11 protein-coding genes are annotated in these 16,178 nt (G+C 71.4%); 6 read left to right on the forward strand and 5 right to left on the reverse strand.

The genetic code is table 11. The features are described 5' to 3' along the window. Positions 1–374: 374 nt before the first annotated feature. Entirely contained in the window at positions 375–4,145 is a 3,771-nt protein-coding gene (locus tag A3IG_RS29115; protein WP_157862226.1) for a S8 family peptidase, read from the forward strand. Between the two features lie 526 nt (positions 4,146–4,671). Continuing rightward, on the forward strand, positions 4,672–6,492 hold the full coding sequence (locus A3IG_RS29120) for a transglycosylase domain-containing protein (RefSeq protein ID WP_018383291.1): 1,821 nt from the start codon (positions 4,672–4,674) through the stop codon (positions 6,490–6,492). 137 nt (positions 6,493–6,629) lie between these two features. Here the strand turns inward: A3IG_RS29120 and A3IG_RS0109320 are convergent, their stop codons facing one another. Next, positions 6,630–7,040, reverse strand: coding sequence for a YrdB family protein (locus tag A3IG_RS0109320; RefSeq protein WP_051087430.1), 411 nt, complete (start codon positions 7,038–7,040; stop codon positions 6,630–6,632). Between the two features lie 208 nt (positions 7,041–7,248). Between A3IG_RS0109320 and hydA the strand changes: the two genes are divergently transcribed. From hydA to A3IG_RS0109340, 4 genes are all read left to right on the forward strand, one after another. Next, positions 7,249–8,658 carry a dihydropyrimidinase gene (hydA, locus tag A3IG_RS0109325; RefSeq protein WP_018383293.1) on the forward strand — a complete coding sequence of 470 codons (1,410 nt, stop codon included), beginning with the start codon at positions 7,249–7,251 and terminating at the stop codon, positions 8,656–8,658. Positions 8,659–8,749: 91 nt separating this feature from the next. Further along, positions 8,750–9,769, forward strand: coding sequence for a TIGR03842 family LLM class F420-dependent oxidoreductase (locus A3IG_RS0109330; protein ID WP_018383294.1), 1,020 nt, complete (start codon positions 8,750–8,752; stop codon positions 9,767–9,769). Positions 9,770–9,773: 4 nt separating this feature from the next. Next, complete coding sequence (locus tag A3IG_RS0109335; RefSeq protein ID WP_018383295.1) at positions 9,774–11,258, forward strand: phytoene desaturase family protein; 1,485 nt, start codon at positions 9,774–9,776, stop codon at positions 11,256–11,258. Positions 11,259–11,325: 67 nt separating this feature from the next. Further along, positions 11,326–12,468, forward strand: coding sequence for a glycerate kinase (locus A3IG_RS0109340; protein WP_051087431.1), 1,143 nt, complete (start codon positions 11,326–11,328; stop codon positions 12,466–12,468). 103 nt (positions 12,469–12,571) lie between these two features. On the opposite strand, the gene A3IG_RS0109345 is transcribed toward A3IG_RS0109340, so the two are convergent. From A3IG_RS0109345 to A3IG_RS0109360, 4 genes are all read right to left on the reverse strand, one after another. Further along, positions 12,572–13,420 (reverse strand): CDP-alcohol phosphatidyltransferase family protein, encoded by an 849-nt coding sequence (locus A3IG_RS0109345; RefSeq protein WP_026220070.1) that lies wholly within the window; start codon positions 13,418–13,420, stop codon positions 12,572–12,574. Beyond that, positions 13,407–14,072, reverse strand: a complete 666-nt coding sequence (locus A3IG_RS0109350) for a phosphatidylserine decarboxylase (RefSeq protein WP_018383298.1) — start codon at positions 14,070–14,072, stop codon at positions 13,407–13,409. The genes A3IG_RS0109345 and A3IG_RS0109350 overlap by 14 nt, the downstream gene beginning before the upstream one ends. Before the next feature lie 234 nt (positions 14,073–14,306). Next, positions 14,307–15,518 (reverse strand): acyl-CoA dehydrogenase family protein, encoded by a 1,212-nt coding sequence (locus A3IG_RS0109355; RefSeq protein WP_018383299.1) that lies wholly within the window; start codon positions 15,516–15,518, stop codon positions 14,307–14,309. Positions 15,519–15,654: 136 nt separating this feature from the next. Further along, positions 15,655–16,176 (reverse strand): MaoC family dehydratase, encoded by a 522-nt coding sequence (locus A3IG_RS0109360; RefSeq protein ID WP_018383300.1) that lies wholly within the window; start codon positions 16,174–16,176, stop codon positions 15,655–15,657. Between the last annotated feature and the right edge of the window lie 2 nt (positions 16,177–16,178).

Here is a 16,178-nt window from a genome sequence, read left to right on the forward strand (position 1 = left end):
CACGTCCACCGTCACTGTCCGTCTGACCAGGGCGGAAACGCCTCGTACCGCCCTGGTCCAGCCCTGTTCCCGCCGGCCGTCGTCGGGTCTCCCGGCACGGCCGTGTCCCGTTGCCCTGACCGGGTCAGGACGACGAGCGGGGTTGTCTCTTCTGCGACGGTGTCACGATTGCGACATCCCTGGCCCTTTTTCGCGTCTCCTTTCCAGCCATAGCCTCCGGGGTGCCGCAGCCAACCTCGTTGCGCGTCCCCCGCTGTCCGGAACGCGTCCTTCGGTGCTGGCTGCCCCACCACTGAAGGAGAGGCAACCGCGTGAGACGCACTCCTCGACGGAGACTGAGAAGTCGCCTACTGGCCACCGCCACAGCGGTGGCGGTGGGCGCTTCACTCCCCGTCATAGCCACGGGGGCCGACGCCAAGGCCGAGCCGGCCCCCGCCAGTTCCACCCACCCGGCGTCGAAGCAGGAGGCGGTCACCACCGCCCAGGTGACGCTGGTGACCGGTGACACGGTGACCGTCACCACCCAGCCCGACGGCAAGCAGACGGTGAAGGCCGAACCGGCCAAGGGCACCACGAAGACCTTCCAGTCCGTCACCACGCCCGACGGCGACGTGTACGTCTACCCGTCCGACACCCTCGACGTCCTCGCCGCGGGGACCGTGGACCGCGCGCTGTTCAACGTCACGCAGTTGATCGAGGACGGCCAGACCGACGCCAGGTCCCGCGAACTGCCGGTGATCCTCAGCTACGCCGACAGGCCGTCCCGGGCGACGCTCGAGGAGCGGGCCGGGGCGCTCCCGGCGAGCGAGCCGGGCGTGGTGATGGACCGGATGGACATGGCGGCCGTCCGGGTCACCAAGGGCGAGGCACGGTCGTTCTGGAACTCCGCCCGGCCCGTCGGTGCCGAATCCGGCCGGAAGACCACCGCCGCGGCCCGGGCCGGCAGCGACGACGTGGCCAAGATCTGGTACGACGCCCCGGTGAAGGCCGCCCTGGACGTCAGCGTCCCGCAGATCAACGCGCCCACCGCCTGGAAGGCCGGCTACGACGGCAAGGGCGTGAAGGTCGCGGTCCTAGACACCGGCGTCGACCTGACGCACGCGGATGTCAGGGACAGGGTCGTCGGGTCCGCCAACTTCGTGATCCCGACGGCGTCCGTGCAGGACGGCCACGGCCACGGCACCCACGTCGCCTCCACCATCGCGGGCAGCGGCGCGGCGTCCGGCGGGAAGTACCGGGGCGTCGCCCCCGGCGCCGACCTGCTCATCGGCAAGGTCCTGGGGGACGGCGGCGCCGGGCCCACCTCCGGCGTCATCGCCGGCATGGAGTGGGCGGTGGACCAGGGCGCCGACGTGATCAGCATGTCCCTGGGTTCCCCCACCTCCACCGCGAGCACCCCTTCGTCCGAGGCCGTGAACCGGCTCAGCGCCGCGAGTGACGCCCTGTTCGTGGTGGCCGCGGGCAACGACGGCCCCGGCGCGGAGACCATCGGTTCCCCGGGCATCGCCGACGCGGCGCTGACCGTCGGCGCGGTGGACAAGTCCGAGGCGATGGCCTACTTCTCCAGCCGCGGCCCGCGGGCCGGTGACGGCGGCCTGAAGCCGGACATCACCGCGCCCGGCGTGGGCATCGTGGCCGCCCGAGCCACGGGCACCTCGATGGGCAAGCCCGTCGACGACGACTACACCGCGGCGAACGGGACCTCGATGGCGACCCCGCACGTCGCGGGCGCCGCCGCGCTGCTCGCCCAGCGGCACCCGGACTGGGAGGGGGAGCGGATCAAGGCCGCGCTCACCTCCCACGCCGCCCCCTCGGACGCCGGCGTCTACGAGCAGGGCAACGGCCGGGTGGACGTCGCCGCCTCGCTCGACCCCGAGCTCGACCTGGCCGGGTCCGTCGACTTCGGCCGGGCCCTCTGGCAGGAGACCCCGTACGACACGGTGACCCGCAGCGCCACCGTCAGCAACCGGACCGGCGCCGCCACCACCGTGTCGCTCGCCATCGACGACTGGGGGAACCTGCCCGAGGGCGCCGTGACGCTCTCCCAGCGGGAGGTCACCGTTCCGGCCAACGGCACCGTCCAGGTCCCGTTGGTCCTCGACCCCAACGGCGTCACCGCGGGCAGCTACTCGGGCCGGCTGACGGCGACCACCGCCGACGGCGCCACCGCGCACACCGCGATCGGCTTCGACAAGGAGAAGCCGCGCTACGACCTGACGTGGAAGATCAGGGGACGCGACGGCAAGCCGGCCCGCGGCGCGGTCGCGGTGATGGGTCTGGACAACGACTTCTTCGACTACTGGTTCTACGACGGCCAGGGCACGATGCGGCTGCCCGTCGGCAGGTACGCCCTCTTCGGCACCGTCACGACCTGGGACCCGACCCTCGGGTCCCGGTCGGCCCAGGACCTGTTCTCCCTGCCCGAGACCACGCTGGAGGACGGCCCCGTCACGGTCACCATCGACGGCACCGGGGCGAAGGACTTCGAACTGGACGTCACCGACGAGAAGCGGCCCCTGGAGGACAGCACCTTCGCCTACGACCTGATGCGGATCAGGCAGGGCGCGAGGGGCCTCGAGGGCGCCGAGGTGTCCGTCTTCGGCGACCGCTCCTACGCCTTCGAACGTCAGGGCGCCATCCCGATGCCCACCCCGACCGCGGGTGACCTCTGGGCCTCCTTCTTCCAGCGGAAGCGGGAACCGGTCCTGCGGGCCGAGGTCGTCGGCCGCGACGGGTTCCCCCTGTCGGTGAGGACCTCGTACTACTCCCAGCGCTTCCCGGGAACGACGAAGCTGGGCGTGGTGGACGTGGGCCAGGGCTCGGCCGAGGAACTCGCGGGCAAGGACCTGCGGGGCAGGGCGGCCCTGCTGCACACCCCCACCAGCCGCAACGCCGAGCAGGTGCGGCGCCTGGTGGACGCCGGAGCGTCAGCCATCGTCATCGCGCCCGAGGACGGTCTCGCGCTCAACCTGAACGACAGCGCCGCCACGGTGCCCTCGTTCGGCGTGACCGAGCGGGAGGGCGTACGGCTCGCGGACCTGGTCGCCCAGCGGGGCGACGGCCGGGTCACCGTGTCCCTGCGCGGGCTGAAGGAAGCCCGCTACACCTACAGCGGCCAGTGGGAGTACCACAACACCGTCCCCGCGGACCTGCGCACCGAGGTGAGCCGTCGGGACTTCGCCACGCTCAAGAACGCGTTCCACAGCGACCTGACGGACCGCCTCAGCGAGTACGAGCTGTGGGGCCACGGCCAGGCACCGGTGACCTCGTTCCGGATGCCCGAACCGCTCACCCGTGGCCACCAGCGCGACGACCACGTCTACGCGGCCGGGGACATGGCGTACCGGCAGGAAGTCACCGTCAACACCAAGGACTACTGGGCGATGCAGGGGCCGGCACGGACCTACCGTCCCGGTCAGGTGGAGCACGAGCGGTGGTACGCCCCGGCGATGCGCCCCTCGAACTCCGCCCCCCTGCCCTGCACCTTCTGCCGCACCGACACCGTCACGGTCCTGGGGGCGTCGTTCGGCGGTGACTCCGAATCCGACCACTTCTTCACGGGCTACCCCAACTTCGAGGTGGTGGACTTCTCCCGCGACGGACAGGTGATCGGGCCCGTCGACGAGTGGTGGGTCAAGGAGAAGGCCAACTACCAGCTCAGGTTCGACGTCAGCTTCCCGGAGCGGTCCGGGCTCCTGCTCGGCCGGTGGTCCTCCTCGGCCTACGACTTCGTCTCGGCCGAGCCGACCGGCATGAACGTCGAGGGGTGCCAGGAGATCGCGCCGACGGCCAGGACCTGTGAGGCCCTGCCGATGATCCTGCCCGAGTACGACATCCCGGTGGACCTGCACAACCGGGCCGCCGCCGGGCAGGAGTACGCCTTCACCCTGAACGCGCCGCACGCCAAGGGCTGGAAGTCGCAGACCACGCCGATCACCGGCGCCGAGGTCTCGGTGAGCTACGACGACGGCGAGACCTGGCAGCGGGCCGACGTCGAGCGGATCGACCAGGACTCCTTCCGGGTGTCCTACGACCACCCGGAGCTGACCGCCACCAACGGCTTCGTCACCCTCAGGACGGAGGTGGAGGACTCCGCCGGCAACCACACCAAGCAGACCATCGAGCGGGCCTACGCCCTGCGGTGACCGAACGCGGTGGGGCGGGGTGAGGCAACCCCCGCCCCACCGGTCCCCGGAGCACGGGGGACCAGGGCGACCACGACAGGTGGTCGCCCTGGTGCCGTTCTGCCGCGGCAGTCGTCGCCGCGCCGTGGCACGCGGCCGTGACAGGACGATCCGGCTGCTCGTCGGGCCGCCGGTCCGGAGCTGACCAGCGAGCACAGGAGGGAGGGGAGCCGAGCGGCGGGGGCGGATTCGGACGAACTCTGGAACACCTATGGAGATCGCATGAATGCGCCAACCGATGTCGCTGCCCCGGGCTCTTCCTGGCCGAGCTCGGCACCGTCTCGAGGTGCCGGATTTGTGATCGAGGAGACCCGTACTCCCCATGAAACTGCGCAGTGCGAACCACGCCGGGAAACCCGGGCAGACCGAGAGCCCGCAATGCGGACGCCGTTTCTCGCGCAGAACGAAAGGGGCCAGCGCCGCCCGGAAGACCCGACGCTTACGTATTGACTATCCCAGGAGCGGATTACGGGGCTGGCGGCGTTGGGTGCCTTCCTGGAAGCTGGTCTCCGGCCTGTTCCTGCTCGGTGTCGGCGCCCTCGTGGGCCTGTTCGCGATCCTCTACACGCAGGTCGAGATCCCCGACCCGCACGACTCCGCGCGTCGGCAGGCCACCGTCTACTACTGGGCGGACGGCAGCCGGATGGTGAGCGTCGGCGATGTGAACCGGCAGGACATCGACCTCTCCCAGGTGCCCGAGTCCGTCCAGGAGGCCGTCGTCGCGGCGGAGAACGCGGACTTCTACAGCGACTGGGGCGTCTCGGTGAAGGGCATCGCCCGAGCTGCCCTGAGCGCCGCCAAGGGCGGGGAGACACAGGGTGGTTCCACGATCACCCAGCAGTACGTGAAGAACACCTACCTGACCCAGGACCAGACCGTCAGCCGGAAGGTGAGGGAACTGGTTCTCTCCTTGAAGGTCAGCAACCAACGATCCAAGTCGGAGATCCTCGAGGGGTACCTCAACACCTCGTGGTTCGGCCGCGGCGCTTACGGAATCCAAGCTGCCTCGTACGCCTACTACGGTGTCCCGGCAAAAGACCTGAATCCCAGTCAGGGGGCCTTGTTGGCGAGCCTCCTCAAGGGCGCGGACAGTTATGATCCGTCAATCAGTCCCGCCAACCACCGTCGGGCCGTGGACCGCTGGAGCTGGATTCTGGACCGGCAGGTCGAAACCGGCTCGATGAGCCCCGAGGAACGCGCGAGGTACCAGGAGTTCCCCGAGCCGAAGCCTCCGGTCAAGCCGACCAGCCAGGCGGGGCAGATCGGCTATCTCATCGACATCGCCAACAAGTACATCAAGAGCCACAGTGGGATCACTGACAGGGATCTCGCCGGTGGCGGCTACCGCGTCCACACCACCTTCGAGAAGGACAAGGTACGCGCGCTCACGAGGGCCGTCGAAACCGTGCGCGCGGACCGCCTGGACCCGCGCAAGCGCGCCGCCGACCGGCATGTCGAAGTGGGTGCCGCCTCGGTACGTCCCGGCGACGGGGCGATCGTCGCGGTCTACGGAGGCTCCGACGCGACCAAGCACTTCACCAACAACGCGGACACCTCGGGCGTGCCGGCGGGGTCCGCGTTCAAACCGTTCGTGTACGCCGCTGCTCTGGAGGCGGCAGACGTCTCCGAGGAGAATCCCGAGCCGGCGCGGCCCCTGAACCTCGGCCGGTCCCTGGTCGACTCGGACACCAGCCCGTTCGTGGAGGTCGGCAAGAAGATCGGGCTGAGGAAGGTCAGGGCGCTCGCGGTCGCGTCGGGGCTGCGGGAGGAGAGCATGGCGAAGCTGGAGCCGACCTTCTCGATCGGCACCTCCACCCCCAGCGCCGTCCGACTGGCCAGCGCCTACACGACCTTCGTCAACGGCGGCCAGGCGACCGAACCGTACTCGGTGACCAGGATCGAGCGGAACGGCGTCGAGGTGGACGGCTTCGACCGGCCCGGGAAGCGGCGTGTGATGGACCGGAAGGGCGCCTCGCTCGTCTCTGAGGCGCTGCTGGAGGTGGGCCTGGCAGCCGTCACCCCTCCGGGGGACAGGAAGCCGGCCCACTACCCGGTCTGGGCGGGCCGGACCGGTCCGAACGATCACATGAAGTCGGCCTGGTTCATCGGCGTCACCGAGAAGCTGAGCACCTCGGTGACGATGTTCCGCACCAAGCCCGGTGTTCCGCACCTGCTGCCCATGCGGGGCGTGGGCGGCCCCGGTTCCGAGCGGGGCAGCGCCTTCCCGCCGCTGATCTGGAACGCTTACCACGAGGCGGTGACGCCGTCACCGGGCCTGCACCTCCAGAAACCCGAGACGTTCTCGTAGCGCGGGGTCCCGGGGGGGCGCGTTCGGGGTCAGGCAGTTGGAGGCGGCCCGGCCCAGGCCAGGCCGTCGCTCCGCCGCGGCTGCTCACCACCGTGCACTGCGCGCCTCTCGGCGGCCGACCGTTCCGTGCCGCCCGCCTACCCGCGTCGCCCCGGACCGCCCGGCCCGGGGCGACGCCGTCGTGTGGCATCCCGCCGGTCAGCGGTGGCCAGCGCGGTGTTGACCAGCGCCGCGACGGCGAAGGCACCCGCGACCTCGGCCCGGCCCACCCCGTACAGGGCCAGGGTCGCCCCGCCGAAGACCAGCGCCTTGACGGCCAGCGCCGCGGGCAGCGGCACGGAGAACCTGGCCTTCGGCGCGGCGAACAGGCCCCACAGGACCACAGCGGCCAACGGCGTGCCGAGGCCCAGCAGGACGTGGACGCCCAGGTTGTCGCCGACGCCGAACCCCCACCAGCCGAGGGCGACCAGGGCCGCGAGCTCCAGCAGGAACGCCAGCACGTCGTTCGGACCCACCCGGGCGTCGGGAGGTGGGGGGTGATGTCTCATTCGTGCGCATCCTCTCGTGACGACTGCATTCTGCACAGAGGTCCGCGATGTGACTGACTCCGGGGCGGTACCCCCCACGGAGTGGTGGGGCGGGGCCGTCCGCCGTGATTCGGCGCGACGGTATTGCCACGGCGGGTAGTGCGCTTCTAGGTTCTTCTCCCACGGTGGTCTACGTGCGTAGACCAATTCGCCCGTCGAGGAGCCGCTGATGCCCGACCGTACCGTCATCCGAGGCGGATTCGTCATCACCGCCGCCGACGAGGTCCACGCGGACGTCCTGGTCGAGGGCGGCAGGGTGGCCGCTCTCGCCACGCAGGACAGCCAGGTGTCCCAGGGCTGGGCCGAGTCCGCGGACCGGGTCGTCGACGCCACCGGGTGCTACGTCATCCCCGGCGGCGTGGACGCGCACACGCACATGGAGATGCCGTTCGGCGGAACCGTCGCGGCGGACACCTTCGAGACCGGGACCCGGGCCGCCGCCTGGGGTGGCACCACCACCATCGTGGACTTCGCCGTCCAGCAGCGCGGGCGCTCGCTGCGCGAGGGCCTCGACGCCTGGCACGCCAAGGCCGACGGCAGGTGCGCGGTGGACTACGGCTTCCACATGATCCTCTCCGACGTCAACGAGCACACGCTCAAGGAGATGGACGCCCTGGTGGAACAGGGCGTGACCAGCTTCAAGCTGTTCATGGCGTACCCCGGCGTCCTGTACAGCGACGACGGCCAGATCCTGCGGGCCATGCAGCGCACCGCCGCCAACGGCGGGCTGACGATGATGCACGCCGAGAACGGCATCGCCATCGACGTCCTGGTGGAACAGGCCCTCGCGGCGGGCAGGACCGACCCCCGCTACCACGGCGAGGTGCGGCACGCGCTGCTCGAGGCCGAGGCCACCCACCGGGCCATCCAGCTCGCCCGGGTCACCGGCTCCCCGCTCTACGTGGTCCACGTCTCCGCGAGCGAGGCCGTCTCCGAACTGGCCCAGGCCCGCGACCTGGGACTCAACGTGTTCGCCGAGACCTGCCCCCAGTACCTGTTCCTGTCCACGGACAACCTGGCGGAACCGGACTTCGAGGGCGCCAAGTACGTCTGCTCCACCCCGCTGCGCCCGGTGGAGCACCAGGCCGCGCTCTGGCGGGGGCTGCGCACCAACGACCTGTCGGTGGTCTCCACCGACCACTGCCCGTTCTGCTTCAACGGTCAGAAGGAGCTCGGCAGGGGCGACTTCTCCCGGATCCCCAACGGGCTGCCGGGCGTGGAGAACCGCATGGACCTGCTGCACCAGGCGGTCCTCGACGGCCACATCTCCCGCCGCCGGTGGATCGAACTCGCCTGCGCCACCCCTGCCCGGATGTTCGGCCTCTACCCGCGCAAGGGCACCATCGCGCCCGGCGCGGACGCCGACATCGTGGTCTACGACCCGAACGTCACCCAGGTGATCTCGGCGGAGACCCACCACATGAACGTGGACTACTCGGCGTACGAGGGCAGGCGGGTCACCGGGCAGGTGCGCACCGTCCTGTCCCGGGGCGAGCTCGTCCTGGAGGACCGGGAGTACGTGGGGCGGGCCGGGCACGGCCAGTTCCTGCCCCGCGGCACCTGCCAGTACCTGCTGTAGCCCGGCACCGAGCCGTCCCACCCACCAGGAACCCGCAACGCACCACCGGCACCCAAGCGGACCCACCGACAACGCAGACAGGGGGAGCCCTGTGGACTTCGGCCTCGTCCTCCAGACGGACCCGCCGGCCTCGGCCGTCGTCGAGCTGATGCAACGAGCGGAACGCCAGGGGTTCAGCCACGGCTGGACCTTCGACTCCGCCGTGCTGTGGCAGGAACCGTTCGTCATCCACAGCCGCATCCTGGACCACACCACGCGCATGGTGGTGGGGCCCATGGTGACCAATCCCGGCACCCGGAGCTGGGAGGTGACCGCGTCCGTCTTCGCCACCCTCAACGAGATGTACGGCAATCGCACCGTGTGCGGGATCGGCCGCGGTGACTCCGCGATGCGGGTGGCCGGCCGCCCCCCGGCCACCCTGGCCAGGCTCGGCGAGGCCATGGAGGTGATCAAGGAACTCGCGGAGGGCCGCGAGGTGACCGTGGACGGCACCCCGGTGCGACTGCCCTGGGTCAAGGACGGCCGGCTGCCGGTGTGGATGGCCGCGTACGGGCCGAAGGCCCTGCGGATGGCCGGCGAGCGGGCCGACGGGTTCATCCTCCAACTCGCCGACCCGTACCTCACCGAGTGGATGGTCCGGGCGGTGCGCACCGCCGCGGAGAAGGCGGGCCGGGACCCGGCCCAGGTCACCGTCTGCGTGGCCGCCCCCGCGTACGTCGGCGACGACCTGGCGCACGCCAGGGAGCAGTGCCGGTGGTTCGGCGGCATGGTCGGCAACCACGTGGCCGACCTGGTCAGCCGGTACGGGGAGGACTCGGGGGCCGTGCCGGAGGCGTTGACCGCGTACATCCGGGAGCGACAGGGCTACGACTACCGCCACCACGGCAGGGCCGGCAACCCCGACACCGCGTTCGTCCCGGACGAGATCGTGGACCGCTTCTGCCTGTTGGGCCCGCCCTCCGCGCACATCGCCCGGCTGGAGGAGCTTCGTCAACTGGGCGTTGACCAGTTCGCGGTGTACGCGATGCACGACGCCAAGGAGGCCACGATCGACGCCTACGGGCAGGAGGTGATCCCGGCGCTGACGGCGGGTGGGCCTGTGTCAGAGTGAGCCCATGGAGAGTGCTTCGACCAGCGCGGCCGGTTCCGACCGCGCGGCACGGACGGCGGGCCAGGCGGTGGACGCGGTGGTCGTCGGGGCCGGCCCCAACGGACTGACCGCGGCGATCGCCCTGGCCGAGTCGGGGCTCGAGGTGGTGGTGTACGAGGCCGCCGGGGCCGTGGGCGGCGGTGCGCGCACCGAGGAGCTGGTGCCCGGGTTCCGCTACGACCCGTGCTCCGGGGCCCACCCGACGGGCGCGGGCTCACCCGTGTTCGCCAGGATGCCGCTGGCCAAGCACGGACTGGAGTGGGTCCAGCCGGAGCTGCCGATGGCCCACCCGTTCCCCGACGGCTCGGCGGCCGTGCTGTCCCGTTCCGTGGCGGAGACCGCCGAGTCCCTGGGGCCGGACGCCTCCGCCTACCGGCGGCTGATGGCGCCGTTCGCCGGGCGCTGGCCGCAGTTGGTGGACGCGGTGATGCGACCGCCGCTGGCCGGGCCGCCCCGGCACCCGGTGCTGTCGGCCCGGATGGGCAGCTACGGGGTGCTGCCCGCCACGGTCCTCCAGCGGAGGTTCGCCGCGGAGCGGGCACGAGGACTCTTCGCCGGGATGGCCGGGCACGGGAGTGCCCCGTTGACCAGCCCGCTCACCGCCGGGTTCGGGATGATGTTCGCGCTGTCCGGGCACGACGTGGGCTGGCCGGTGGCGCGCGGCGGGTCCCAGGCGATCGCCGACGCGCTCGCCGGGTACCTGCGGTCCCTGGGCGGGGTGATCCACACCAACCGCCGGATCCGTACGATGGCCGAGCTGCCCCGGGCCCGCGCCTACCTGTTCGACACCGCCCCGGAGGGGCTGCTGGAGATCGCCGGGGACCGGTTGCCCGCCCGTTCTGCCCGGAGCCTGGCCCGCTACCGGCGGGGCCTTTCGGTGTTCAAGCTCGACTACGCGCTGGACGGCCCGATGCCGTGGACCTCACCGGACGCCCGGCGAGCCGGAACGATCCACCTCGGGCCCACCGCCACGGAGATCAACGCCTCGCTGACCACCGCGTCCCGCGGCCGGATGCCCGAGGTGCCGTTCCTGCTCACCGGGCAGCCGACGGTCGCCGACCCGGGGCGCGCCCCGGAGGGCAAGCACGTGTTCTGGGCGTACGGGCACGTGCCCTACGGGTGGGACGGCGACGCCACCGAGGCAATCGAACGGCAGATCGAGCGGTTCGCCCCGGGGTTCCGGGACCTGGTGCTGGCGCGCAGGGTGACCACCCCGGCCGACCTGGAGGCGCACAACCCCAACAACGTCAACGGCGGCATCAGCGTGGGGAGCACCGCCGGGCTGAACGCGCTGTTCCGGCCCACGTTCGCCCCCGTCCCGTACGCGACCGGCAACCCGTCGGTCTTCCTGTGCTCCTCGGCGACCCCACCCGGGCCGGGGGTGCACGGGCTCTGCGGCGAGTACGCCGCGCGCACCGCGCTGCGCCGGGTCTTCGGCCGGCGCCGGTAGCCGCCGCGGCCCACCGCCGGCCGTCGGTGGCCGCTCGGATAGGGTCCCCACCGACGAGGGGAGCACGGTGGCAGCAGGACCACGGGTGCTGATCGCACCGGACAAGTTCAAGGGCTCGCTCACCGCGGCGGCGGTGGCGCACCACCTCGGTCTCGGGCTGCGCCGCGCCGTCCCCGACCTCGCGGTGCGGGTGCTGCCCGTCGCTGACGGCGGCGACGGCACTGTGGACGCCGCGGTGGCTGCGGGGTTCGAGCGCCTCGAGGTGGAGGTCACCGGGCCCGTCGGCACACCGGTGCGGGCCGCCTTCGCGGTGCGCGGGGGCACGGCCGTGGTGGAGATGGCCGAGGCGTCCGGGCTGAGCCGGCTGCCGCGGGGCCGCCTCGCACCGTTGGAGGCCGGGACCCGGGGCACCGGCGAACTGATCGCCGCGGCGCTCGACGCCGGGGCGCGGCGGATCGTGCTCGGCGTGGGCGGCAGCGCGAGCACCGACGGAGGCGCGGGCATGCTCAGCGCCCTGGGCGCCCGGCTGCTCGACCGGGCGGGCCGGCCGCTGGCGTCCGGCGGCGGCCCCCTGTGCGACCTGGCCACCGCCGACCTGTCTGGGCTCGACCCCCGGCTGGCCACCACGGAGGTGGTGCTGGCGAGCGACGTGGACAACCCGCTGCTCGGGCCGACCGGTGCCGCCGCCGTCTACGGTCCCCAGAAGGGGGCCGACAGCGGACAGGTGGCCCGCCTCGAGGCGGCGCTGGACCACTACGCGCGGGTCCTCGCCGACTCCGTCGGTCCGTCCGCGGCCGACGCGGTCTCCGCGCCGGGAGCCGGGGCGGCGGGCGGCATCGGCTACGGCGCGCTGGTCGGCCTCGGAGCGACCTTCCGGCCCGGGATCGAGTTGCTGCTCGAGGTGCTCGGGTTCGCCGAGGCGCTGGCCCGGGCCGACCTGGTGATCACCGGCGAGGGTTCCCTGGACGCCCAGACGCTGCGCGGCAAGGCCCCGGTCGGGGTCGCAGGCGCGGCCCGGCGCTGGGGCGTGGAGGTGGTGGCCGTGTGCGGGCGGCTGGCCCTCGAACCCGAGGAACTGCTCGGGGCCGGGTTCGCCAGGACCTACGCGCTGTCCGCCCTCGAACCGGACCCGGCCAGGTCCATGGCCGAGGCCGGGCCGCTGCTGGAGCGGGTGGGGGAGCGGATCGCCCGCGACTTCGCGCTGCGCTGAGCGGCCCCGGCGGCCCCGGCACCCACGGGACGGACCGACCGGTCCACCGGAACAGCCGTGGGGCCCGAGCGCGTCGCGCTCGGGCCCCACGGGGACGTTCGGGCTACCGCAGGTGTGCGGCGCGGGCCTCGCGGCGGTTGTCCCGGACCGTGTTGATCCGGCGCGCGGTGGCGAGCAGCGGGATCAGCGCGGCCGACACCAACTGGAACGAGGCGCCCATGTGCAGCAGCGCGGTGCTGCCCGGGGCGTCCACCGTCCAGGCCGCCAGACAGGCCATGGACAGGAAGATCCAGCAGAGCGTGGCCAGGGCCAGCCGGCCCCGCGGCTTGGGGTACTCGACCCGGCTCACCATCAGCCACGCCACACCGACGATCGCCGCCACGGTCGGGACGAAGGGCAGTTCCAGCAGGACCACGGAGATCACCGTCAACGCCCCGAAGGGACTGGGCATCCCCTGGAAGACGCCGTTGGGCATGGTGGTGCAGGAGAATCTCGCCAGCCTCAACACCACGGCCAGGAGCAACACGATGGCGGTCACCGCGGACACCCGCTGGTGCCCGTCGTCCGCCACTATCCCCCAGACCAGGACGAAGTAGGCCGGGGCCAGGCCGAAACTGGTCAGGTCGGACAGGTTGTCCAGCTCGGCGCCCATCGCGGAGCTCCGCAGCTTGCGGGCGACCAGGCCGTCGCACAGGTCGAAGACCGAGGCGAGGAGCATCAGGATCACCGCGGTGGCCGCGCTGCGCCGGGCCATTCCGCCGTCGCTCGCGCCCATCAGGTGCGGGACCAGCACCCCGGTGGTGGTGAAGTACACCGCCAGGAAGCCGCAGGCGGCGTTGGACAGGGTGAGGGTGTCCGCTATCGACAGCCGCATGGACAGCGGCATCTCGTCCGGCTCGTCCACCCCGTCCGGCACCCAGGCTGCCTTGGTATCGGGATCAATCACGGTCAAGGCGTGTCACCCCAGCCTGTGTGGTCTGTCCGACTTCGACCGCGGGCTCGACGCCCTCGGGGAGGTAGACGTCAACCCGCGAACCGAAGCGGATCAGGCCGACCCGTTCTCCTTGTTCCACCTTGGCACCAGCATCCACATAGGGAACGATGCGTCGGGCCACCGCGCCCGCGATCTGCACCATCTCCAGATCGCCGAGTTCGCTGGCGAAATGCCACACTACCCGCTCGTTGTGCTCGCTCTCCTTGTTGAAGGCCGGCACGAAGCCGCCGGGCACGTGCTCGACACTGGTGACCGCTCCCGCTACGGGTGCCCTGTTGACGTGCACGTTGAGGGGGCTCATGAAGATGGCCACCCGGGTGCGTCCGTCCGGCCACGGCATGATGCTCTGCACCACGCCGTCGGCGGGCGAGATCACCCTGCCGGTGCCGATCTGGCGCTCCGGGTCACGGAAGAACCAGAGCATCGCCCCGGCGAGCGCGGTGACCGGCACCGCCGCCGCTGCCCAGCGCGCGGAGCGCCGGGAGCGGGCCAGGCAGAGCGCTGCGGTGGCCACCGTGGGCACCAGCCACGGCGAGGCCCCGCGGGCCAGGGTGACACGTCCTGGACCGCGCGGCGCGTGGCCCGAGCCCCGGGCCCACCAGCGGGACACAGGGGGCCCCCAGTCCGCTCCCTCGGCTGTCGCAGAGGATGACATAGACGGCTGGTTGTGGGGCATGGAAGACCTTCGTGGCGGAGGATGCCGCAGAGAAAATGGGGACGGCGGCTTTCCACGATGGTATCGGCAGTCGGTGCCAACTGAGCAAGCCAGACCGTGAGTCGGTGGCCGAAACAGAGAGCTCACCCGGGTTATCGACGGCGAGAAAACCCGCTCGAACTCGGACAATCACCCCGTGATTCGGTACTCTTCCAGCAGCCTTCTACCGATGATCATTTTCTGGATCTCTGCGGTGCCCTCGCCGATGAGCAGCATCGGGGCCTCCCGGTAGAGTCGCTCGATCTCGTACTCGGCGGAGTACCCATAACCCCCGTGGATACGGAACGAGTCCTCCACCACCTCTTTGCAGTATTCCGACGCCAGGTACTTGGCCATCCCCGCCTCAAGGTCGTTTCGTTGACCGGAATCCTTCTTCCGGGCAGCGGTGACCATCATCTGGTGCGCCGCCTCCACCTTCGTGGCCATCTCCGCCAACCTGAACTGGATGGCCTGGTGCTGCGCGATCGGCCGGCCGAACGTCCGTCGCTGCTGTGCGTACACCACACCCAGTTCGAAGGCCCGCAACGCCATGCCACACCCCCGCGCCGCCACGTTGACCCGGCCCACCTCGATGCCGTCCATCATCTGGTAGAAGCCACGACCGGTCGCGCCCCCCAGGACCCGGTCGGCCGGAACCCTGACGTCGTCCAGGACCAGCTCGGTGGTGTCCACCCCCTTGTAGCCCATCTTCTGGATGCGGCCGGGGACGGTCAGCCCCGGGACCCGCGGGTTCTCCCCGAACCCCGGGTCCTTCTCGATCAGGAACGTGGTCAGCGAGCGGTGCGGCGGGGTGCCCTGCGGGTGGCCCTCGTCGGTGCGGCACAACACCGCGACCAGGCTCGAGCTGCCCCCGTTGGTCAGCCACATCTTCTGCCCGTTGATCACGAAGTCGTCGCCGTCGCGGTCCGCGCGGGTGCGGATCGCCGCCACGTCCGAGCCCAGCTCCGGCTCCGACATGGAGAACGCGCCGCGGACCTCCCCGAGGGCCATCCTGGGCAGGAAGTACGCGCGCTGTTCCGGGGTGCCGTGGTGCTGGAGCAGGTAGGCCACGATGAAGTGGGTGTTGATGATCCCGGACACGCTCATCCACCCCCGGGCGATCTCCTCCACGGTCAGGGCGTAGGTGAGCAGCGACTCGCCGAGCCCGCCGTACTCCTCCGGGATCATCAGCCCGAAGATCCCCAGGTCCTTCAACCCCTCCACGATCTCCGCCGGGTACTCGTCCCGGTGCTCCAGTTCGGTGGCGACCGGCAGGATCTCCTTGTCGACGAAGTCCCGGACCGTGGCCAGGATCTCCCGCTGGACGTCGGTGAGGCCTTCGGTGTGCGCGAGGCGGCCCATGTCTGCTTCTCCTTGTGAGGCGGTGCACCGGTGGGGGCGCCTCCCGGCCGGGCCCGGCCTCGGGGGCCGGGCGGGGCCGGGAGCGGTGACGGCGGGCGTCGGCGGGCGTCGGCGGGACGTGGCGGGCGTGGAACGTTCAGCCCAGGGCCGGACCGGTGTCGGCGGGGCTCGGGCGGGCCGGCTGCTCACCGCCGTGCTCCGCCACGTGGAGCGCGGTGGGCACCATCACCTTGCGCCGGAAGACGCACACCACGGTGCCGTCCTGCTTGTACCCGCGGGTCTCCACCTGCACCACCCCACGGTCCGGCCGGGACCGCGACGGGGTCTTGGCCAGCACCGTGGTCTCGCCGTAGAGGGTGTCCCCGTGGAACGTGGGGGCGACGTGCCGCAACGACTCCACCTCCAGGTTGGCGATGGCCTTGCCGGACACGTCCGGCACCGACATGCCGAGCAGCAGCGAGTACACGTAGTTCCCCACCACCACGTTGCGGCCGAAGTCGGTGCCGTTCTCCGCGTAGTTGGCGTCCAGGTGCAGCGGGTGGTGGTTCATGGTGAGCAGGCAGAACAGGTGGTCGTCGTACTCGGTGATGGTCTTGCCCGGCCAGTGCCGGTACACGTCACCGACGGTGAACTCCTCGAAGGTCCGCCCGAACCGCATCG

Source organism: Wenjunlia vitaminophila DSM 41686 (assembly GCF_000380165.1).
Classification (GTDB): domain Bacteria; phylum Actinomycetota; class Actinomycetes; order Streptomycetales; family Streptomycetaceae; genus Wenjunlia; species Wenjunlia vitaminophila.